Source organism: Polyangium jinanense (assembly GCF_028435365.1).
On record NZ_JAGTJJ010000032.1, the window covers coordinates 12,704 to 32,683 of the forward strand.

Annotated in this window: 16 protein-coding genes; 9 read left to right on the top strand and 7 right to left on the bottom strand. The window is 69.0% G+C overall.

Going from position 1 to position 19,980, the window contains the following annotated elements:
* Positions 1–55: 55 nt before the first annotated feature.
* From KEG57_RS35430 to KEG57_RS35450, 5 genes are all read right to left on the bottom strand, one after another.
* On the bottom strand, positions 56–964 hold the full coding sequence (locus tag KEG57_RS35430; protein ID WP_272428250.1) for a hypothetical protein: 909 nt from the start codon (positions 962–964) through the stop codon (positions 56–58).
* Between the two features lie 104 nt (positions 965–1,068).
* Positions 1,069–4,251 carry an error-prone DNA polymerase gene (locus KEG57_RS35435; protein WP_272459257.1) on the bottom strand — a complete coding sequence of 1,061 codons (3,183 nt, stop codon included), beginning with the start codon at positions 4,249–4,251 and terminating at the stop codon, positions 1,069–1,071.
* A complete protein-coding gene (locus tag KEG57_RS35440) occupies positions 4,248–6,026 on the bottom strand; it encodes a DNA polymerase Y family protein (RefSeq protein ID WP_272459258.1) in 1,779 nt (592 codons plus the stop codon). The genes KEG57_RS35435 and KEG57_RS35440 overlap by 4 nt, the downstream gene beginning before the upstream one ends.
* Before the next feature lie 21 nt (positions 6,027–6,047).
* Positions 6,048–6,776 carry an ImuA family protein gene (locus KEG57_RS35445; protein ID WP_272459259.1) on the bottom strand — a complete coding sequence of 243 codons (729 nt, stop codon included), beginning with the start codon at positions 6,774–6,776 and terminating at the stop codon, positions 6,048–6,050.
* 202 nt (positions 6,777–6,978) lie between these two features.
* The gene (locus KEG57_RS35450) at positions 6,979–7,863 is read right to left on the bottom strand and encodes a hypothetical protein (RefSeq protein WP_272428254.1); all 885 of its coding nucleotides are present in this window, start codon (positions 7,861–7,863) and stop codon (positions 6,979–6,981) included.
* Between the two features lie 274 nt (positions 7,864–8,137).
* Here KEG57_RS35450 and KEG57_RS35455 point away from each other — a divergent pair, with 274 nt between their 5' ends.
* Positions 8,138–8,632, top strand: a complete 495-nt coding sequence (locus KEG57_RS35455; protein ID WP_272428255.1) for a hypothetical protein — start codon at positions 8,138–8,140, stop codon at positions 8,630–8,632.
* A 56-nt stretch (positions 8,633–8,688) separates the two neighbouring features.
* Here the strand turns inward: KEG57_RS35455 and KEG57_RS35460 are convergent, their stop codons facing one another.
* The gene (locus KEG57_RS35460; RefSeq protein ID WP_272428256.1) at positions 8,689–9,372 is read right to left on the bottom strand and encodes a hypothetical protein; all 684 of its coding nucleotides are present in this window, start codon (positions 9,370–9,372) and stop codon (positions 8,689–8,691) included.
* Positions 9,373–9,755: 383 nt separating this feature from the next.
* On the opposite strand from KEG57_RS35460, the gene KEG57_RS35465 reads away from it, so the two are divergent.
* Genes KEG57_RS35465 through KEG57_RS35475 form a run of 3 tightly spaced genes read left to right on the top strand, consistent with a single transcriptional unit; the run spans position 9,756 to position 11,741 of the window.
* Positions 9,756–10,469 (top strand): hypothetical protein, encoded by a 714-nt coding sequence (locus KEG57_RS35465; protein WP_272428257.1) that lies wholly within the window; start codon positions 9,756–9,758, stop codon positions 10,467–10,469.
* A 19-nt stretch (positions 10,470–10,488) separates the two neighbouring features.
* Positions 10,489–10,935 carry a hypothetical protein gene (locus KEG57_RS35470; RefSeq protein ID WP_272428258.1) on the top strand — a complete coding sequence of 149 codons (447 nt, stop codon included), beginning with the start codon at positions 10,489–10,491 and terminating at the stop codon, positions 10,933–10,935.
* A 35-nt stretch (positions 10,936–10,970) separates the two neighbouring features.
* Positions 10,971–11,741, top strand: a complete 771-nt coding sequence (locus KEG57_RS35475; protein ID WP_272428259.1) for an AAA family ATPase — start codon at positions 10,971–10,973, stop codon at positions 11,739–11,741.
* A gap of 492 nt (positions 11,742–12,233) precedes the next feature.
* Here KEG57_RS35475 and KEG57_RS35480 read toward each other — a convergent pair whose 3' ends face one another.
* Complete coding sequence (locus KEG57_RS35480; RefSeq protein ID WP_272426678.1) at positions 12,234–12,545, bottom strand: hypothetical protein; 312 nt, start codon at positions 12,543–12,545, stop codon at positions 12,234–12,236.
* Between the two features lie 122 nt (positions 12,546–12,667).
* On the opposite strand from KEG57_RS35480, the gene KEG57_RS35485 reads away from it, so the two are divergent.
* The 5 genes from KEG57_RS35485 (at position 12,668) to KEG57_RS35505 (ending at position 19,880) form a co-directional block, all read left to right on the top strand.
* Positions 12,668–13,009 carry a DUF2934 domain-containing protein gene (locus tag KEG57_RS35485; protein ID WP_272426677.1) on the top strand — a complete coding sequence of 114 codons (342 nt, stop codon included), beginning with the start codon at positions 12,668–12,670 and terminating at the stop codon, positions 13,007–13,009.
* A gap of 62 nt (positions 13,010–13,071) precedes the next feature.
* Complete coding sequence (gene chrA / locus KEG57_RS35490; RefSeq protein WP_308215657.1) at positions 13,072–14,211, top strand: chromate efflux transporter; 1,140 nt, start codon at positions 13,072–13,074, stop codon at positions 14,209–14,211.
* Positions 14,212–14,298: 87 nt separating this feature from the next.
* Positions 14,299–15,627, top strand: coding sequence for an aspartate kinase (locus tag KEG57_RS35495; RefSeq protein ID WP_272426675.1), 1,329 nt, complete (start codon positions 14,299–14,301; stop codon positions 15,625–15,627).
* Between the two features lie 31 nt (positions 15,628–15,658).
* Positions 15,659–17,179 carry a hypothetical protein gene (locus KEG57_RS35500; protein ID WP_272426674.1) on the top strand — a complete coding sequence of 507 codons (1,521 nt, stop codon included), beginning with the start codon at positions 15,659–15,661 and terminating at the stop codon, positions 17,177–17,179.
* Positions 17,180–17,342: 163 nt separating this feature from the next.
* Positions 17,343–19,880, top strand: a complete 2,538-nt coding sequence (locus KEG57_RS35505; protein WP_272426673.1) for a hybrid sensor histidine kinase/response regulator — start codon at positions 17,343–17,345, stop codon at positions 19,878–19,880.
* Positions 19,881–19,980 lie beyond the last annotated feature (100 nt).

Consider the following 19,980-nt stretch of genomic DNA (forward strand, 5'->3'; position numbering starts at 1 on the left):
ACAGGAAGCAATTCCAGGCCTGCAAACTGCGCAAAATGATACGCGGTATGGCAGCTCAGAGTGGGTCCATGATGAGGCCATAACCCACGACCTCTGGCTTGCCCGCTCGCTCGAACTTCACGGTGAAGATACCGGGCTCGCTCTCGCTCTGCACGACGGCGCGGCGCATCGTGCCCGCCCACTCGGCCCATACAACGGCGCCGGGCTTGCCTTTCCATTTGATCGGGATCGGCTGCAAATCGGCCTCGTCGGCGATGAGCGCCGCGCCGCCGAATCCCAGGCAGAACCAGCGCTTCACCCCGCCCGCCTCGAACGGCGAAACGAGCAGCACGTGCCGGTACTCGCCCTCCTGCCGGTGCGCCGCATAGTTGCCGGGCTGGAGCCCGTCGACCTGCTTGACCCAGCGCACCCCCTTCAAAAGCCCCTCGGGCGCGCGCGCCTCCATGTCCGTGTAGCGGACCGCGATCCGATCCTTCACGTACCGCCGCACGATGGCGTGCTTCATCACGCCGTTCCACTCGGTCAGCACGACGTCGTTGAGCCTCGGCTTCACGTTGTCCGGCACCGGGATCACGTAGCCCGGGTGGACCTTGTACGACGGGCCGCCGGACTGGCCCTCGATGACGAGGTCGTCGCCGTCGAAGCCGACCGCCGTGGCCGCGTAGAGCACGAGCGTCGAGCCGATGCGCGCGTTCGCCAGCATGGGCTCGGAGAAGGTGAAGACGCGGCGCCCCGGGTCGAGCTTGATCTTGCGCGGCGGCAGGCCGAGCGGGTTCGGCTGCGGCGACTTGGGCTGCGGGGGCTGCGTGGGGCTCGGCGCGATGAACGAGCCGAGCGGCGGCGGATCAGGCGATCCGTTCGCGGAAGGCGCGGCCTCGGTGGTCGTGGACGACCCGCTGCTGCACGCGGCGAGCAGGGCCGCGGCGAGCAGGCCGCGGGCCAGGGGTCGTTCGAGGCCGAACATCAGCCGCGATCTTTGCCGTGTCGCGGCCGGTCTGGCGAGCAAAAAGCGACCGGGGAGGCGCGTGAAACGGTCGATTGGAGGACAAACGATTCCTGGCGCGCGCCTCAGTGAAAGTCGCGTGATCGCGTGGGAACGCCGCGTTTGCCGGGCGCATCGAGGCGATCGAGGGCCTCGGCGAGGAGGTGAACGACCTCCCCCTGCCGCTCGACCCGACCTCGAACGGCCATGATCTTCGCGTACCGCGCGGCCGCGTAACTCGCCTCGAACAGGTCCTTGCGCACGATGACGTTGATCACACCGGTCTCGTCTTCGAGCGTGACGAACGTGACGCCGCTCGCCGTGGCCGGGCGCTGTCGGCCCACCACGAGGCCCGCGACACGCACGGACTCGCCGGTGCGCCGCTCCTTGATCGAGGCCGCCGTCACCGTGCCCTCCTGTTCGAGCCGCGGGCGCAAGTGCCGCAAGGGGTGGTCGTGCAGGGACAAACCCACCCGCCCGTAGTCGAGCACGAGCTGCTCGGCGGGGCGCATCTTCGGCAGGCCCACGTCCTTCTCTTCTTCGAGCGGGACCTTCGCGAAGAGCCCGTCCGGCAGCCGCGGCGCGCGGGCCCGCCAGAGCGCCTCGCGCCGGCTCGGGACGAGCGCTTCGAGCGCGCCCGCTTCCGCGAGGGCCTCGACCTCGTTCTTCTGCAGGCCCGCGCGCCGCACGAGGTCCGCGACGCCCGTGAACGGCGCCTCCGCGCGCGCCCGGAGCACGCCTTCGGCCCCGCTCCAGCCGAACCCTTTTACGAGACGCATCCCGAGCCGGATCACGCCGGCGTCTTCGAGGAAGTGATCCCAGCCGCTCGACACGACACACACGGGCCGCACGATGACGCCGTGCCGCTGCGCGTCCTGGACGAGGGAGGACGGGCTGTAAAACCCCATCGGCTGGGAGTTCAGGATCGCGCAGGTGAACGCGGCCTGGTGGTGCACCTTGATCCACGCGGAGGCGTAGACGAGCAGGGCAAAACTCGCCGCGTGGGACTCGGGAAAACCGTACTCGCCGAAGCCGTGGATCTGCTGGTAGAGCTGCTCGGCGAAGCGCGCGGAAATGCCCTTTTCGGAGAAGCCGCGCAGGAGCCGCTCGCGGTGCCGCGCGAGGCGGCCGTGCTTCTTCCACGCGGCCATGTCGCGCCTCAGCTGATCGGCCTCGCCGGGCGTGTAGCCCGCGCCGACCATCGCGATCTGCATGACCTGCTCCTGGAAGAGCGGGACGCCGAGCGTGCGCGAGAGGATCTCGTCGAGGCAAGGGTGCGGCGAGATCGGCGCCTCCTGCCCGGTGCGGCGGCGCAGGTACGGGTGCACCATGCCGCCCTGGATCGGGCCCGGACGCACGAGCGCGACCTCGATCACGAGGTCGTAAAACACCTTCGGCTTGAGGCGCGGCAGCATCGACATCTGCGCGCGGCTCTCGATCTGGAAGACGCCCACGGTGTCGGCGCGCTGGATCGCCTGGTAGACGGCCGGGTCCTCGGCCGGGATGCGGGCGAGCGCGTCGATCGGGTCGAAGGGTTCGTCCGGGCGCGCGCGCTCGTGGATCATCGCGAGCGTCTTGCGGATCGCGGTGAGCATGCCGAGGGCGAGGATGTCGACCTTGAAGAAGCCGAGCTCGTCGAGGTCGTCCTTGTCCCAGGGGATGACGGATCGGCCGGGCATACGCGCGGGTTCGATCGGGGCGACGTGGTGGAGCGGCGCGGCCGAGAGCACGAAGCCGCCCACGTGGATCGACAGGTGCCGCGGCATGCCTTCAAGCGCGTTCGCCAGGAAAATCACCTGCCGGAGGCGCGCGTCGTTCGGATCGAAGCCGAGCTCGGCGAGCTTCTTCTCGCTCGTGTCGGCCTCGTGGTAGAGCGCGAGCCCGCTCAGCCGATCGAGCTGATCCGTGGTCAAACCGAAGACCTTGCCGACCTCGCGGAGCGAGCTCTTGCCGCGGTAGCAGATGACCTCGGAGACCATGGCGGAGCGGTCGCGGCCGTACATCTCGTAGATGGCCTGGATGACCTCCTCGCGGCGCTCGTGCTCGAAGTCGACGTCGATGTCCGGAGGCTCGCGCCGCTCGGGCGAGAGGAAACGCTCGAAAAGCAGGCTCGATCGCGCCGGATCGACGGCCGTAACGCCGAGGACGAAGCAGACCGCGCTGTTCGCCGCGCTGCCGCGGCCCTGGCAGAGGATGCGCTTTTCCCGGGCGATCGCGACGATCTGGTGGACGCTCAGGAAGTACGCGGCGACGTCGAGCAGCTTGATGAGATCGAGCTCCTTCTCGATCTGCGCCGCGACCCTCGGCGGCGTGCCCTCGGGGTAGCGGTCCTTGCAGCCCGCGTAGGTGAGGCGGCGGAGCGCGTCGTCCGGGGTTTCGCCGGGCAAACAGAGGCCCTCGCTCGGGAAGTGGTAGCGGATCTCGGCGAGCGAGAAGCGGCAGCTCTCGGCGACCTCGACGGTGCGCGCGACCCAGGCGGGTTCGTCGCGGAACAGGTTCAGCATCGAGGCGGCGCCGCGCAGGGTGGCCTCGGCGTTCGGGGCGAGCAGGGCGCCGGCCTGATCGAGCGTGGTCTTGTGGCGGATGCAGGTGAGGACGTCGGCGAGGGGCTTGCGGCCGCCGTGGTGGAAGAGCGGGCGCGCGGTGGCGAGGACGGCGAGGTCGTAGCGGGCGGAGGCCTTCGTGGCGGCTTCGAGGCGGGCCGCGTCGCCGCGGTCGAGGTGCCGCCAGGCGGCGAGGAAAGCGCGCTCGGCGAAGGCGTCGCGGAGCGGCCCGAGGAGCGCGTCGGTCGCGAGCGCAGGGGTCGCGAGCGGGACGAGGGCGAAGAGGCCGCGGTGCGCCTGTGCGACCTCCTCGACCGTGATGCCCGCCGTGCCCTTCTCGTGGGTCGCGTGGGCGAGGGTGAGCAGGCGGCAGAGGTTCGAATAGCCCTCGTGATCCTGGGCCAGGAGGACGACGCTGCCGCACCGGACGCCGTCCCTCTCCACGGTCAGCTCGGACCCGACGATGTACGGCTGTTCGAGCTTCTTCGCCTCCGCGTGCGCCCGCGCCGAACCGTAGAGGCCGTCCCGATCCGCAATGGCAATCGCGGACAAACCGAGCTCGTGCGCCCGCCGCACCATCTCCTCGGGCTGCGAGGCGCCTTCGAGGAACGAGAACGCCGAGCGCGCGCAGAGCTCGGCGAACGCGGGTTTTTCCGCGGGCCCTTCGGGCGGAGGCTCGGGCGAGCCACCGGAGACGACGGAGAGGGCCGGCCTTCGTCGGTTCATTCGCACCAGCCCTGGAGGTACCCTTCCCCGGTCGTCCGGTCCACGAAGACCCACGCGAGGCCGGCCGCCCGCGACGCCCCCTCGGCCTTGGGCCCCGCCGGGCCCTTCCCGCTCGTGGCGCCCGGGACGAGCCAGGCGACCCCGTAATCCCGCGAGGCCGAAGAGCTCGTCCACCACTCGACCCCGTCGAGCCGCATCACGAACCGCAAGGACTCGATGGCGTAGAGGCGGTTGTCCACGGCGACGACCGCGCCCTTCGTGATGCGGCCGATCGGGACAGGCGTCGGGAAGAGCCGCGTGGGGAGCGGTACGTCGCGATCCTCGGCGGCTTCGAGGTCGCCCGCCTGGGCGGGCGCGCGCTTCTGGTCGAGATCCCGGACGGGGACGAGCTTCGAGCGCGCCTCGGGCTTGTGGGCGTGCGTCGCTTCGAGCAAGCCCACGCGATCCTGGCCGATCTCGGCGGAGAGCTCGGCGAGCAGGGCCGGCAGGGCGTCCGGACGAACGGCCTTGTCGCGCGAGAGATCGATCTGGATGCGCCGCGCCTCGACGATCTGCGAGACTTCGAGGTGAACGCCGACGGCCGGCGCGAAGAGCTCGGCGCGTTCGAGCTTGGCCCGGAGCGCGCGGTGGAGGTCGTTCGCGTCGGAGAGCGGCGAGGGCAGCTCGATCGAGAGCGAGAGGACCGGCTCCTTGCCTGGATCCCGCAGGTTCGCGATGGATCGATCGAGCGGGATCGTGATCACGAGCGAGAGGCAAGCCTCGCCGCGGGCGCCGAGGCGGGCCGCGAAGCGCGAGGTCATGCCGCGGAGGACGAAGAGGATCGGCTCGACGCTTCCGATCGGGTCGTCAAAACTCGTCTCCTCGACGATCGTGCGCGGGGGCGCGTACGGGACGAGCGGGAGATCGTCGCGGCCGGAGGCGAGATCGAGCACCTCGGCGGCGCGCAGGCCGAGCCTCGGCGTGAGCTCGCCGCGCGGGAGTTTCGTCAGGGCCTCGACCGTGAAGATGCCGAGCCGGCCGAAAAAGGCCGCCGTGTCGCCATCGAGCGGCAACGCCGTGAGCGGCAGCGGGCCGAGGACACGCGCGCCGGGCTTGGCGACGACCGTCGGATGCGGGGCTTTTCGCACCACGAGGGCCGATCCGCTGGCGAGAACCGGGCTCGCGGCGAACCGGGCAAGGGCGCGGGCGATACGCGGGCCGTCGGCGATCGCGGCCTGGACCTTGTGACCGAGCGCGTGGATCCGCTCGCAGAGCTCGTCGAGCAGAGCTTCCTCGCCGCCTACGAGGTGCGCCGCGCCCGTGACGTCGAGGAAGACCGTGTCGAAGGGCGCGTCGCCCGCCGGGCCGCGGCGTTTGTCTTCGTCGGGGTGCTCGGGGGCGAGGCGGATCGCGGCCGTCGTCCCGAGACCCAGACAAACTTCCGCCACACGACCGAGTGCCGCGTCGACCTCCACGAACGAGACGTTCTGGATCGTGAGCTCGGCGAGCGTCGCTTGTGCTTCGGCCACGCGCTGGCCGGGGCGGATCCCGTACCGAAAGGCGGCCTCGTCGACGAGGTCGAGCGTGGCCGTGGCCCGGTCCTCGGCCTCCCCTCCCCCGTCCGGTTTGCCCCGGGAAAACAGCACGGCGAGTGGGCCGTCTGCGTGGCTCTCCTCGGGGGTTTGGGGCGAAGGGCGCCGAAGGCGATCCGAAGCCCCAAGCGTTGGAACGGCGCGTTGCCGCACGAGCTCGCAGCCGAGCTGGGGCAAGACCACCGCCACGATTCGCCGGCCCATCACCCGATCCTCATGCGCCCATCATGCGCTCTTTCCAAGCTCGATCGACTGCGCTCCCGTCACGCGACCGCGCCTGTCCTTGGCGACCCGCAAGCCGAGCCGATCCTCGCCGAGCCGCTCGAGCTCGATGCGCATCGCGGCCGGCAGCGGCATCGCGCGGGAGGCGGCCGCGTCCGTGAGCAAGAGGACGGTCGTGTCGCTGCCCTCGACGGCGAGGGCGAGCCGGCGGACGATCGTGACCCACCGGTCGAGCCGGGCCTCGCCGCGGCAGCCGGGCACGCCGGCCGTGTCGACCACGACCACGGAGAAGGCGTGGCAACCGGCGACGCGGACGGCGACGCGGGCGAGGTCGTCGAGGTTCGGCCGGACGACGAGCAGCCGGTCGGGATCAACGCCGGCGCGGCCGAGGGCGGGCGCGAAGAGAGTTTGTGTGGGGTCGAGCCAGGCGCACCACGCGCCGCGCGTGTCGCTCTCGCCGCGGAGGCGGGCCTCGGCTTGCGCGGAGGCGCAGAGGGACAAGGCGAGCGTCGTCGAGCGGGCGAGGCCCTGGGGCGCCGTCAGCTCGACGATGGCACCTCGCGGCAGGCCTCCCTCGGGCAAGGACGCGTCGACGGTGCGGAGGCCGAGGGGCAGGGCCTTGGCGCGACCGGAAAGGCCTTCGATCGCGGGGCGGACGAGGGCGCTCTGGAAGAGCTCCTTGTGGCGGGCGTCGGCGTCCGGGGCGAGGACCGTGGCAGCGGCGCGGTGCATACTGAACACCCTACCAGGTACCTGAACGCGGGCCAAGAAAGATGACACGAACCGGGCGCCCGTGACGGACATAGGCTGTCCGATCACGGGTGAACTTGTCCGGTGAAGACCGAAACCGGCAGGCGGAGCCCTGGTTCGTGTCCTGGACGACGGATCAGCCGAGGACCACTGAACAGACCGGACGAGGGAGGTCGAGGGGAGGTCAGCGGCGCGCCCGCGCCCCGCGCCCCGCGTTTGCTTCCGCTTCCGCCTCCGCCTCCGCTTCCGCTTCCGCGCCCGCTTCGGCCTCCGCTTCCGCGCTCGCTTCCGCGATCCGCTTCCGCTTCCGCTTCCGCGGCGCGGCCGCTTCCTCCACGGCCCGCGCGCCCGGCGACGCCGCGTGCGCCACGCCCGAGAGGCGCGACAGGAGCTCGCGGTGCTTCCTCGACCGCCGCCGCACGAGCCAGGGGAACAAAAGCCGCGGGATCAGGAACGCGAACATCAAGACGGCGACCCCGGCCAGCGCCGCGGCGAATCCATCTTTCGTGGTGGTCGCAATGGCCACCGCGGTGGGCAATCCTCCGCCGAGCCCGAAGCCGAGCCCGATGCCCAGGAACAAGGCCGCGGCGAAATTCGTGTATCGCTCCTCCACGCGGACGAGCGTCTTCCCATTGCGCGACCGCACCGTGACCGTCAATTGCCTCGGCTGCGATTGCGGGTTCACCGTGGGCGTCCAGGTCAGGGTTTTTCCCACGATCTGCACCTGCCCCGCGTCGCCCGTCACGCTGCGAATCACGTCGACGAGATCCTCGTGCGAATCCGACGTGATTTCGCCGTCGAGTTCCTCCTCGAACAGCGTCCGCAGCGGCGCGCCGAGCCACCCGCCTTGGGCCTTCGGCTCCTCGGGCGGCGCATGCTCGGCCGCCGCGCCTCGAATGGCCGTGCGCGGAATGCCGAGCTCGCCCGCGTGGCGCACGAGCTCGGCCTCGGTCATCGAGGTCTCGACGGCCTGCGTCTCGGCGTCGCGCTCGGCAAGCTCCAAGGCCCGGCGCAGGATGCGGCGCACCTCGGCGGGAGAGAGCTGTCGTTCACGGAAGGGATCGGCCATGGCGCGGAAGGATACACCGTCATCCCCGGCGGTTCATGGGTGAACGCCGGCCCACGCTCTCGTGTAGGACTTTGGTCCCATAGCGCCCAGGGCCGGACGCGCTCTAGAAGGGGAGACACGCGAGCGTCGTGGAGCCTTCCGAGGCTATCCGCGGCGACGTAGACCCGGGGCGGGTCGCCTTTGCAGTGCGGGGCGACACGCCTCTCATCCCACGAGCCATGAGGAGATTATGTCGTTACAAGGTTTGATACCCCCGATCGGACTAGAGATCCCCATGACCATGTATGCGGTCAGCGTCCCCTTGCAGGTGAATGTCCTCGGCATCGTTACCCTGGACTTCAAGGGCGGGATCAGGGTCCGGGTCGAGGAGAACCTCAGTGCCGGATTGGGCGGCGTCAAGTTGAAGATCATCGGCCACGAGGTGTCGGCGGACTCCCCCGTGCTCGGGAGGGTCACCCTCTCCCAGGCCGACATCGACACGACCCCGTTGAGCCTGCTCGAGCTCGTCAGCGCTTTGCCGCCCAAGTTCCGCAACACGATCTTCCACGACTTCACGTTCACCATCGAGAAGCCGCCGGGTGGTGGCCCCCCCCTCGTGTTGAGGAACACGAAGACAGCCGCGCTGGTCAACGACAACCTGACGACTTTCCCTCCGCAGGGCTCGGTCTACCATCTCCAGCAACCGATCGATCTCGCGCCGGTCGGCGCTCCGACCCAGGTCATCGCCACGATCCAGGCGATGGCGTTCACGGTGTCGTACAACCCGTGATGCCCGCCTGATCCCCCTGGGAGAGGGTGCTGCGGCTCCGCTGCGGCAGCACCCTCTCAGGGCCCTTCGCCTTCCACCTCGGCGCCTTCGCCCGTATCGACGTCTTCGCCCCTGGCCGCGTCGGGCTTCCGGAAGAAGGACTCGACCCACGACTTCGGCAATTTCTTCGCCGTCGCGATCTTGAGCAGCTCCGCGTAGGTCGTCGTCCGCAGGGCGTTGATGCCCTCCTTCCATTCGTCGGTCTCGTTCGAGACGAGTTGCCGATTCCCTTTGGCCTTGGTGCGCACCTCGAGCGCTTCGAGCGCGGCTTTGCTGACCGTGTCGATCGGCGTCGCGAAGGGGGAAAGCTCGTGATTCGGGCCGAGCTTTTTGGCCTCGGGCAGCAGCACTTCGCGCGTCTTCTCGCATTGGTCGCGCAGCCCCTTGCGCACGAATTGCCCCGGGGCCGCGCCGCCGAAGAACTTCGCGAGGAGCTCCGGCACGAATGCGCGCACGGCGGCGGCGAAGCGCTTCGTGAGCGAATCGAGCCGCTCGTTGCGGACCGCGACCACCGCCTCGGCCCGGGTCACCCCCCGGCGCGCCGCGCGCTCCTGCGCGAAGAGGCTCTCCCACTCGCCGATGGCCTCGGCGAAGGGCGGGGCGAGCACGGCGGCGTCCTCGTCGGCGGCGAGTCCCGACTCGGTGAATTCGAGCTCGTCGAGGAAATAAAGCAGACCATAGGTGATCGGAATCTGACGCATGGCGAGTGTGCTACCGGACCAGGCCCCGCCACGTCAAGCGAAAGGAGCCGACGCGCCTCGCCTACCCCCGTGCGCTTCGTGGAGGGACCCGAAACACGCGTCGCTTGGCGCCGTGCACGTCGAGCGGGCGAAGAGGAGACGCGTGATCTGCCGGCGAACAGGCCGTGACCTCGGGAGGATCACGTCTCGTCTTGGCGAGCGCGGGCCGCGCGCGGGCGAGGATCAGGGACGTTGTTCCTGGGTGATTTTCGTGGAGCAGGAGAGAGACGGGTTCGTCTGGCTCGGCGAAGCCGGAGAGTGGAGGAGGATCGCGTCTGGGCGACGGATCCGCCGTCCACGCGCTCGGGTCGCGCCGCTCTTGCGGGGCGGTTAGACTGCCAAACATGGGGGCGATGGCGATGAAGTTCACGGCGTCCTTGGGGCTCGCCCTCGGCTTGGGATGCGTGTTCACGCCGCTCGGCTGCGCGAGCGGCCCGCAAGGGACGAGGATGGGGCCGAGCCATCGCTCTTCGGACGGTCCAAGCGTCCCGGCGTCCACGGTCGCCCGGCTCACGGAGTGCGCCGAGCAGGGCGCGGGGCGCCTGACGGATACGCACTACGCCATCATGTTCGACGTCGCCGTGAAGGAGGACGGCGAGATCCACGAAGCCAAGATCCGGGAGTCGCTGATCGGCGATCGGGAGATCGAGTCGTGCATGACGCAAGCGCTCCTGGCCATGTCGTTGCCTGGGGTCGTCACCCCGCTGCGCCCCTCGGCGACCGTCTCCCGCGGCACGATGTCCCCGGACGCCCGCGTCCCGATGGGCAACGTCCTGGTCCTTCCCGTCGCCGTGAACCTGGTGCCGATCGTGCTCGTCGCTGCCGGGGTGACGATCGTCGTGGCCGTCACCGTACACGCCATCAGCGGGCTGGCAACGAGGGACGACGCGACCGACGAGGAGGCGGAGAAGGAGCGGTGCAAGAAGGTGCTCGAGAAGTGCATCGAGAAATGTACAAGGGAAGCCATCCCATCGGGCTCGCCGAGCGGGGACCCATTTTTCAAGTGTCGTAGACAATGCCTGCAAGCGGAGAATTGTTGGGGAGTAAAGCTGTATTGAGGAGGGAGACTGACACCGAATGGAAAAAAGCATCGCAAACGAGATTCTAACGGCGCTCCACGAGTCCTCTTACGTCGTCGACAAGACCCTCGGCGAGCTGAAGGGTGCGTGCCCAGAGGAGCCCTTCCACGCTTGCGCCTTGCTCTTGGGGACTGTGATGTCCGACATGTTCGACACCGTGATGGCACCCATTTATGACGCGCATCCAGACCTCGCCCCGGACTGGTACCGCGAGGGGTCGCCACTGGGAAGGCCGCAGGGCAAGAACTTGAAGTTACCGCCGGAGGCTCGACAAGCGCTGCTCACCGCATTCGAGACCGCGTATGAGAAGGTTCAATCAGCCGCCGGCCGCTTGTCGAAGCTTTCGGATCCCCTGGAAGTCGCCATGTACAGTCAGGGGTTTCATCAAATCTCGGTCGCCTTGTGCCGCGCAAGGGTGACGTTGCTCATGGCAGAGCCGGAATAAATCATGATGGACCGCGAGAGTGACCGGGGAACGGCATGACGTCGAAGAGAACTGCACCGACGCCCTTCGCAGGCCAGATGTACCTCCGGAGCGTGTACGCCGTCGCCGAGCGTATCCCCGACGAGCCACGTTTCCCGTACAATTTGCCGTTCGTCCGCGGCCTCGACCTCGGGCTCGATCAGCCGGTCACCTTCTTCGTGGGCGAGAACGGCTCCGGGAAATCGACGCTGCTCGAAGCGATCGCGGACCTCTGCGGCCTGCACGTGGGCGGCGGAGCGAACACCGACGTGCTCGCCAGCTATCACGAGAGCGGCTCCGAGCTCGCCCGCGTGCTGCGCCCGCGCTTCCGTCATCGCCCCAGGGACGGCTTCTTCTTCCGCGCCGAGACGCTCGTGAACTTCGCGACGCTCCTCGAGGAACGAAAACGCGATCCGGATTTTCTCGGCGATCCCTACATGCACTACGGCGGCAAATCGCTGCACCTCCGGTCCCACGGCGAGGCGTTCCTCACCGTGTTCCAAGAGCGCGTGCACGAGGGGCTCTTCCTCATCGACGAGCCGGAGGCGGCGCTGTCACCGCAACGCCAGCTCACGCTGCTCTATCTGCTCCGTGATCGCGTCGAGCGCGGCCGGGCGCAGTTCATCATCGCCACGCACTCACCAATCCTGCTCACGTTCCCAGGCGCCGTCATCATCGACTTCGACGACCCCGCATTGCCTCACGTCGCACTGCAGGAGACGAGGCATTACCAGATCACGCGAGGGATCCTGGAGCGCCCCGAGCGGTACTGGAAGCCGGACGGGTGAAGCCGTTCATGGCCTGAGCATTGGTCTCGTCTGGGAGGCGCTTCGCTGGGGCTTTGCCCCAGGCCCCACCGGGGCTATCCGCCCCTGGACCCGGACCAGCGCAAGCGCTGGACCCGGGGTCGATGAACTGCGCGATGCGCAGTTCATCGAACAGGCCAGGTCAAGACCAGCGACGACCCCGCCCATCAAGACCGCGGCGCTGACGATTCAACAGGCAACTTGCCCGTCGCCAGCGTGAAACGCACCTTCATGGTCTTGCCACCGGCCTGTTGGAAGAACTGCGCGATGCGCAGTTCTTCCACGAACGGTCCAGGGCTTGCCCTGGTTCGGGTCGAGGGGCGAACAGCCCCCGCGGGGCCCGGGGCAGCGCCCCGGCGCGGCGGGCCCAAGAAGAGACCAATGCTCAGGCTCATGGCAGAGGTGGAATCGCCCATGCAGGCGAGTGGAAGAGGATCACGCCCGAGGCGACGATCCGCCCTCGTCTCTCGCACGTCATGGCACGGGGCAATACTGGTTCCAGACCCGGACGAGACCGAATCGCGCCTCCGTCAGCAGGCTCCCGCGGGCCTTGCAGAAACCCTGGGCCCATAGGCGACACAGCATAGGGGCCTGCCAAAACCGGTCGGACCTATGCCCATTGCAACAACGCGCGCGGCACATCTGCCCCTGCGCCACGAGCGCCGATGTCCCCTCGCCCGTCGCCTCCTCTGGATAGGTGAGCTCGTCCGCGCTCGCGGAGGAGGCCACGAGGGCCACGAGGCCCATTCCCACCAGAACCCTGCGCATGAACGCCTGGCGCTTCATGCCCGGACGTATCGCAACGTCCGTACCGCTCCTGGGTGCGCCCGGCCGCCACGAACTTGCCCCCTCGCCCGCGGCCACGTTAGGAGCCGCCTCGCCCGGAAGAACCCACCGAGGAGAGATCGATGAAGACGAAAGGCAAGAAGGCAGCGCAAAAGAAGAGCGAAGCAGGCAAGAAGGGCGCGAAAACCGCCGCAGCCGCCGCCATCGCGGAGTCGATCGCGCCGCCGCCCGTCGCCGTCGCGCCCACGCCCGCAGCAGAGCCGGCCGCGACCGACGAGGATTCCAAAGCGCCCGCCGCCTCCGAGCGCAGGCCCATCTCGATCGAAGAACGCCGCCGGATGATCGCGCTCGCCGCGTATCGCCGGGCCGAGACGCTCGGATTCGGGAAGACCAATCCCGTCGAGGACTGGCTCGTCGCCGAGCGCGAGATCGACGCCATGCTCACCTTCGGAGTCCACATCTGAGCGAGGAGGCAACGCCTCCCCCGGCGCCACCCGCCGCAGCCGATCCGGGCCGGCTGCGCGAGGTGGCGCTCTTGTTTTTACGCCTCGGATTCACCTCGTTCGGCGGCCCCGCCGCGCACGTCGCGCTCATGGAGGCCGAGGTCGTCGTCCGCCGGAAATGGGTGACGCGCGAAGAGTTTCTGGATCTCTTCGCCGCGACGAACCTGATCCCCGGGCCGAACTCGACCGAAATGGCGATTCATCTCGGCTATCGCCGCGCCGGAACGCCGGGGCTCGTGGCTGCCGGAGCCTGCTTCATTCTGCCGGCCGCGCTGATCACGGCCGGGTTCGCAATGGCCTACGAGCGTCTGCGCACGCTCCCCGCCCTCGAAGGGCTGCTTTATGGCCTGAAGCCCGCGATGCTCTCGATCGTGCTCGCGGCCATGGCGCGGCTCGTCCTGCCTCGAAAGAAGGATTATTTCTTCCTTTCGCTCGGCCTCGCCGCGGCCGCGGCGAGCGTGCTCGGCGTGAACGAGATCGGCGTGCTCTTCGGAGGCGCGGCGCTCGGCGCAATCGTCCCGGGCTCGAAGAAGCCGCCCGAAAAGCCGGCCGCGGAGACGAAAAAGGCGGGGTCGTCGCCCGCCGTGCTCGCCTTTCCCCTTGCCGCTTCCGCGGCCGCGGGCGGGGGAAAGCTCCTGCCGCTCGGGCTGTTTTTCCTCAAAGTCGGAAGCATCCTCTACGGCAGCGGATACGTGCTGATCGCGCTGCTCCGCGCAGGGCTCGTGACCGAGCGGGGCTGGCTCACCGAGGCGGAGCTACTCGACGCGGTCGCGATCGGCCAGTTCACGCCGGGGCCCGTGCTCTCCACCGCGACATTCATCGGCTACCTGATCGAAGGCCCCGCCGGCGCAGCCGTCGCCACACTCGCCATCTTCCTCCCAAGCTTCGTGTTCGTTCGCGCGAGCGCGCCGATCCTGCCGAAGATGCGCGCCGCGCCCCGCCTCGCAGGCCTGCTCGACGGCGCCGCCGCCGCCTCGCTCGGCCTGCTCGTCGCCGCCACGATCGCCCTCGGCCGCGGCGCGCTCGTCGATCTGCCCGCATGGCTGATCCTCGCCGCCGCCTTGCCCGTCGCGATGCAGCCAAAGATCAATGCGACGTGGATCGTCATCGGCGGCGCGCTCGCCGGTCTTGCCGTTCGCGCCGTGCTCGGACATTCGCCGTAAAACCGGAATCTCGTTCGCCCGACTTCACGGGCAAATCAAGAGAAACCGGCTGCACGTTTCGACGCACTGCGCTACCGTCCGGCCGCCATGATCGTCATGAAGTTCGGCGGCAGCTCCGTCGCCAACCGCAAGCAGATCGAGAAGGTGCTCGCGATCGTCCGCGGGCGCGCGGCGCGTACGCCGCTCGTCGTGAGCTCGGCCCACAAAGGCATGACCGACGCGCTGCTCTCGGGCGCGCGCGAGGCCGCCCGCGGCGTCTACGCCCCCGAGCGCGTGATCGAGCGCCAGACCGCGATCGCCCGCGAGCTCGGCTGCGACGACGCCCTGCTCGCGCCCTTTTTCGAGGAGATCTCGGCCCTCTACCGGGGCCTGTCGCTCGTGCGGGAGCTCAGCTTGCGCAGCCTCGACTACGCCGCGAGCTTCGGCGAGCGCATGGCCGTGCGGGTCATCGCCGACTTCTTCACGCGACAAGGTTTTCCGGCGCAGGCCTTCGACGTCTGGGATCTCGGCTTCCTCACGGACGCGGCGTTCGGCTCGGCGCGTCCCCTGCCCGGCTACGAGGCCGCGATGCAGCGCGCGGTGCGCGAGCGCGTGCCGGCCGGCGTCGTGCCGATCGTGACGGGCTTCGTCGGGAAAACCGAGGCCGGCGACATCACGACCGTCGGCCGCAACGGCAGTGATCTCACGGCGACGCTCGTCGGCGCCGCGATCGCCGCCGAGGAGGTCGAGATCTGGAGCGACACCGACGGCGTGATGACCGCGGATCCGAGCGTCGTGAAGAAGGCCCGCTCGATCTCCGAGATGCGCTTCGACGAGGCCGCGGAGCTCGCCTACTTCGGCAGCCGCGTCCTGCACCCGTCGACGCTCGTTCCGGCGATGCAGAAGAACATCCCGGTCCGCGTGCTCAACACGAACCGGCCCGAGCACCCCGGCACGGTCATCCGCGAGTCCGCGCCCGCGAGCGAGCTGCCCGCGACGAGCATCGCCTACAAGGAAGGGCAGCTCGCCGTGACGATGCTGTCGACGCGCATGTTCGGGGCGGCGGGTTTCCTCGGCGAGGCGTTCCAGGCGCTCGGGCGGCACGAGGTCGTGGTCGACATGATCGCGACCTCGGAGGTGAGCGTGTCGTTCACGACGGACCGGCGCGAGCCTCTGGAGCGCGCGCTTTCGGACCTCGAGCGGCTCGGCGAGGTGCGGGTCGAGGCGGGAAAGACGCTGATGGTCGTGGTGGGCCGGAAGCTCGCGGAGCAGGCGGGGCTTGGCGCGGCGATCTTGCAGGCCGTCGCGGACGCAGGCGTGAACGTGGAAATGGTGAGTTACGGCATGAAGAGCATCAGCCTGACGATGCTCGTGGCCGACAAGGACGTAGGCGCGGCGGCCGCGGTGCTGCACGAGAGGCTCTTCGAGCGCGCTTGACGCCGGCCGCCGTGTGGTCGATTGCAGGGCGATGAAGAAGATCGCCCTGTTCTGGCCCGGCGACGCGCGGGCCAAGCCCAACGAGGTCGCTGTCCCCAGCATCACGGCCGCGACGATCCAGATGGAGCGCGCGCTCCAGAAGCTCGGCCATTCGCCCTACCGGGTCGAAGGGTTCCTGTCCAAACCCCACGAGTCCATCGAGAAGCTCGGGCCGATCGACGATCCGATGATCGGCGTGTGCGTGCACTGGTTTTACGGGCCACACACGACGGACGGCGTGGTCGGCAAGGAAAACCCCTTGCTCCTGGCCTCGAATTTCTCGGGCCGCTGGCCGGGTCTCGTGGGCCTCCTGAACACGGGCGCCTGCCTGGAGAGCCTGGATCGGCCGTTCTCGCGGATCTGGACGGACGCGGAGGACTGGACCGCAGACAAGGCATTCATGGATCGGCTCGATACATGGTGTCGGACGGGCCGCCTCACCTGGCCCGAGGACGCGATCCGCGAGCCCGGCCCGGTCGCGCCGGCGGCGGAGGCGATCGCCCGGAAGGTGGCCGCGGAGATCCACAAGCGGCGGGTGCTCCTGCTCATGCTCGGCGACACCTCGATGGGCATGATCAACGGGTATTTCGGGCCGCGGCTCCTGAACAAGCACGGGTTCACGGAGCACAAGATCGATCAGGCCTGGATCATCGATCGGGGCCGCGGAATCTCGGAAAAACGGATCGACGACGCGCTCCGGTTCGTGAAGGATCGGGGGCTCACGTTCCACTGGGGCGAGAACGGCGCGGCCGATTTCGACGAGCGCGCCACGCGCGAGCAGCTCCGCGATTACCTCGTGGTGCTCGACATGGTGAACGAATACAAGGCCGATTGTCTGGGCTGGCAATACCAGCTCGGGCTGATCCCGCTGCGCCCGCCCTCGGACCTCGCCGAGGGCCTGTTCAACTCGGCCTGCCGGCCCGAATCGAACGGCACGACGATCGCGTGTGCGACCGAGGCCGATCAGGGCAACGCCATCCCGATGGAGCTGATGAAGCGTCTCCTGCGGGAAAAAGGCCTGCACGAGGCCGTGATGTTCCACGACGTGCGCTGGGGAGCCGAGCACGAGGGGCGATTCTTGTGGGTGCTCCTGAACTCGGGATCGTGCGGCGCATACGCGTTCAACCACGACAAGGACACGCTGCGCGGCGCGCATAGCTACAGGCAGCCGGCGATGTATTTCCCGACGCCGGGCGGCACGCTCGCGGGCGAGAGTTTGCCCGGGGCCATGACCTGGGCGCGCACGTACATCAAGGAAGGCGCGCTCTGGATGGATATCGGCAAGGGTGAAGTGGTAAAACTCCCGCCCGCGGTGCGTGATGCCTGGTGGGAGGGCACGACGCGGGAATGGCCGTTCATGGCCGCGGATATGGGCATCGGCCGCGATACGCTGATGGCGCATTACCTCTCGAACCACGTGGCCGTGGCCTACGGGGACGTGTTCGACGAGATGGTCGCGCTGTCGCGCGAGCTCGGCTTCAAGGTACGAATCCTGGCCGATCGGGCGGGCTAGGGCGCACGAACGCTCCGCTCGGTCGGTATCTTTTTCAGGGATATCGACCGGGCGTAGGCGAGCGAGACGAGAATGCAGTCCACGTTGCCAACGTGTTGCGTTCTCGTTAGCCTTGTCGAGCGAGACGGAAGCGCCTCGGTTCCGCCGTTCCGAGCGAGGGTCGATGCAAACAGCCGACGAATGCCGCGCAGCGCGGCTCGAGGCCCCCCGGAGCGATCATGTCGGGCCGGGGCCCGGGAAGACGTGGCCGCACGCCTACGGCCTCTCGATCGCAGTCATGCTCGTCATCGTCCTCGTCCGGTTCTCCCTGGAACCGTGGTTGGACGGCAATGCTCCCCTCCTCGCCCTGCTCCTGCCCGTAGCCATCGCCGCCGCGTACGGCGGGCTCTGGGCGGGCATCTTCACCACGTGTCTCTGCGGGTTCCTCGGGCTCGTGCTCTTCCTGAGCCCGCTCGGCAGTCTGCACGTCGATTCGCTCGCGGATCAGGCGCGCCTCGCCCTGTTCGTGATCACGGGGCTCGGCATCAGCGTGCTCAACGAGCGAGCGCGGCGCGCGCGAGAGGCCGCCGTTTCGCGTGATCTCGAAGCGCGTATTCGAGCCGAGGCCGAGGTTCGTCGTCGCAATGCGGAGCTCGAACGGAGCATCGCCGAACGCGCGGCCGCGCTGGAAGCGAGCGAGCGCGAGGTCATGGCTTCCCTCCGGGTCGCGCGAAGGGCCGAGGAGGCGCTGCGGGAGAGCGAGGCCGTCGCGCGCCGCCAGCTCGCCGAGCTCGAAGCGACGTATGCCGCCGCGCCGATCGGGCTCTGCGTGCTCGATCGGGAGCTCCGCTGGGTACGAATCAACCAGCGGCTCGCCGAGATCAACGGCATTTCCTCCGCCGCGCACATCGGCCGCTCGGTGCGCGAGCTTCTGCCGAACATCGCGGACGTGGCCGAGCCGATGCTGCGCCAAATCCTGGAGACGGGCGTGCCACAAAAGGACGTGGAGCTCGTCGGCGAGACGCCCGCCCAGCCCGGCAAGAAGCGGGTCTGGATGGAGAGCTTTTTCCCGCTGCGGGATGCGAGCGGGACCATCGTCGGCATCAACGTGGTCTGCGAGGAGGTCACCGAGCAAAGGGAGGCCGCAGCCGCCCTCGCCGAGAGCGCGGATCGGCTGCGCATGGCGCTCGACGGGGCGAAGGCCGGGTGGTGGGAGTACGACGTCGCGAGCGACCTCTACACGTGGTCCGACACCCAGTACGAGCTCTACGGGCACGACCTGAAGAACCGCCCGCTCCGCCTCGCCGACTGGCGCAGCCGGGTGCATCCGGCCGACCTGCCGGAGGCCGACGCCGACATGGCTCGTCGCACGGCGGAGCGGAGGCCAGACTTCACGCACGAGTTCCGCATCCTGCACCCGGAGAAAGGCGAGCGCTGGATCCATTCGCTCGGGCGCATCACCTACGACGAGGAAGGCAAGCTGGCCCGGATCGTGGGGATCAGCCGCGACGTGACCGAGGAGAAGAAGGCCGCCATCGAGCGTCTGTTCCTGCTGGAGAGCGAGCGCGCAGCGCGAGCCGAGGCCGAGCGGGCGAGCCGCATGAAGGACGAGTTCCTCGCGACGCTGTCGCACGAGCTGCGCACACCGCTGAACGCGATCCTCGGCTGGGCGCAGCTCGTGCAACGGCCCGGGATCCGGCCGGAGCAGCTCGCCAAGGGGCTCGCCGTGATCGAGCGGAACACGCACCTCCAGGCGCAGCTCATCAACGATCTGCTCGACGTGAGCCGCATCGTCGCAGGCAAGATCCACGTGGAGCTCGAGCCAACGCAGCTCTCGCCCGTGGTGGAAGCCGCCATCGAGGCCTGTCGCGCCTCCGCGGAAGCCAAGGGCGTCGCACTGCGCGGGCCCCCGGATCCAGCGCGCGTCGCGGTGCGCGGCGACCCGGCGCGCCTGCAGCAGATCGTGTGGAACCTGGTCTCGAACGCAATCAAGTTCACGCCGAAGGGCGGGCGCGTCGAGGTCAACCTGAAGCAAGAGGGCGAGGGCGCAGTGATCACCGTGCGGGACACGGGTCAGGGCATCGCGCCCGAGTTCCTTCCGTTTCTGTTCGAACGATTCCGCCAGGCCGACTCCTCGATGGCGCGGCGGCACGGCGGTCTCGGCCTGGGGCTTTCCATCGTGAAGCGTCTCGTCGAGCTGCACGGGGGCGTGGTGTGCGCCGAGAGCGAGGGCCACGGCAAAGGCGCAACGTTCAAGGTCGAGCTGCCCTGCGAGGCCAGCGAGCGCAGCCGTCCCCCCTCGCGGCTGCCCCCAAGCGTGCGCGCAAACGATCCGCGAAACCTGCAAGGCGTGGCGGTGCTCGTGGTCGACGACGAGGCCGATTCACGGGAGCTCGTGAAGCGCGTGCTGGAGGAGCACGAGGCAGTCGTGTGCACAGCCTCCTCGGCCGCGGAGGCGCTCGACGTGTCGGCATCGCAGACGATCGATCTCATCGTGAGCGACATCGGCATGCCAGACATGGATGGATACGCGCTCCTGCGGGAGCTCCGGGCGCGCCGGAACGGGCACGGAAAGGAGGTCGTCGCCGTCGCAGTGACCGCATTCGCGCGGCCAGAGGACCGAGAACGCGCACTCGCCGCAGGCTACCGCGCGCACCTCGCGAAGCCGTTCGAGCCCTCCGAGCTGGTGTCGTTGCTCGCAGGGCTGCGCGAGGCGAGTTAGGGGTTTTCACGGCGTTGCGCCGGGGTTTCACCCCGGGCCCGACCAGGGGTTGTCCACCCCTGGACCCGGACCAGCGCAAGCGCTGGACCGGTGGTGGATC

Bases quoted from the DNA above. Each gene is read 5' to 3' on its own strand.
- KEG57_RS35430 (WP_272428250.1), bottom strand. From the start codon at position 964: ATGTTCGGCCTCGAACGACCCCTGGCCCGCGGCCTGCTCGCCGCGGCC.
- KEG57_RS35435 (WP_272459257.1), bottom strand. From the start codon at position 4,251: ATGAACCGACGAAGGCCGGCCCTCTCCGTCGTCTCCGGTGGCTCGCCC.
- KEG57_RS35440 (WP_272459258.1), bottom strand. From the start codon at position 6,026: ATGGGCCGGCGAATCGTGGCGGTGGTCTTGCCCCAGCTCGGCTGCGAG.
- KEG57_RS35445 (WP_272459259.1), bottom strand. From the start codon at position 6,776: ATGCACCGCGCCGCTGCCACGGTCCTCGCCCCGGACGCCGACGCCCGC.
- KEG57_RS35450 (WP_272428254.1), bottom strand. From the start codon at position 7,863: ATGGCCGATCCCTTCCGTGAACGACAGCTCTCTCCCGCCGAGGTGCGC.
- KEG57_RS35455 (WP_272428255.1), top strand. From the start codon at position 8,138: ATGACCATGTATGCGGTCAGCGTCCCCTTGCAGGTGAATGTCCTCGGC.
- KEG57_RS35460 (WP_272428256.1), bottom strand. From the start codon at position 9,372: ATGCGTCAGATTCCGATCACCTATGGTCTGCTTTATTTCCTCGACGAG.
- KEG57_RS35465 (WP_272428257.1), top strand. From the start codon at position 9,756: ATGGGGGCGATGGCGATGAAGTTCACGGCGTCCTTGGGGCTCGCCCTC.
- KEG57_RS35470 (WP_272428258.1), top strand. From the start codon at position 10,489: ATGGAAAAAAGCATCGCAAACGAGATTCTAACGGCGCTCCACGAGTCC.
- KEG57_RS35475 (WP_272428259.1), top strand. From the start codon at position 10,971: ATGACGTCGAAGAGAACTGCACCGACGCCCTTCGCAGGCCAGATGTAC.
- KEG57_RS35480 (WP_272426678.1), bottom strand. From the start codon at position 12,545: ATGAAGCGCCAGGCGTTCATGCGCAGGGTTCTGGTGGGAATGGGCCTC.
- KEG57_RS35485 (WP_272426677.1), top strand. From the start codon at position 12,668: ATGAAGACGAAAGGCAAGAAGGCAGCGCAAAAGAAGAGCGAAGCAGGC.
- KEG57_RS35495 (WP_272426675.1), top strand. From the start codon at position 14,299: ATGATCGTCATGAAGTTCGGCGGCAGCTCCGTCGCCAACCGCAAGCAG.
- KEG57_RS35500 (WP_272426674.1), top strand. From the start codon at position 15,659: ATGAAGAAGATCGCCCTGTTCTGGCCCGGCGACGCGCGGGCCAAGCCC.
- KEG57_RS35505 (WP_272426673.1), top strand. From the start codon at position 17,343: ATGCAAACAGCCGACGAATGCCGCGCAGCGCGGCTCGAGGCCCCCCGG.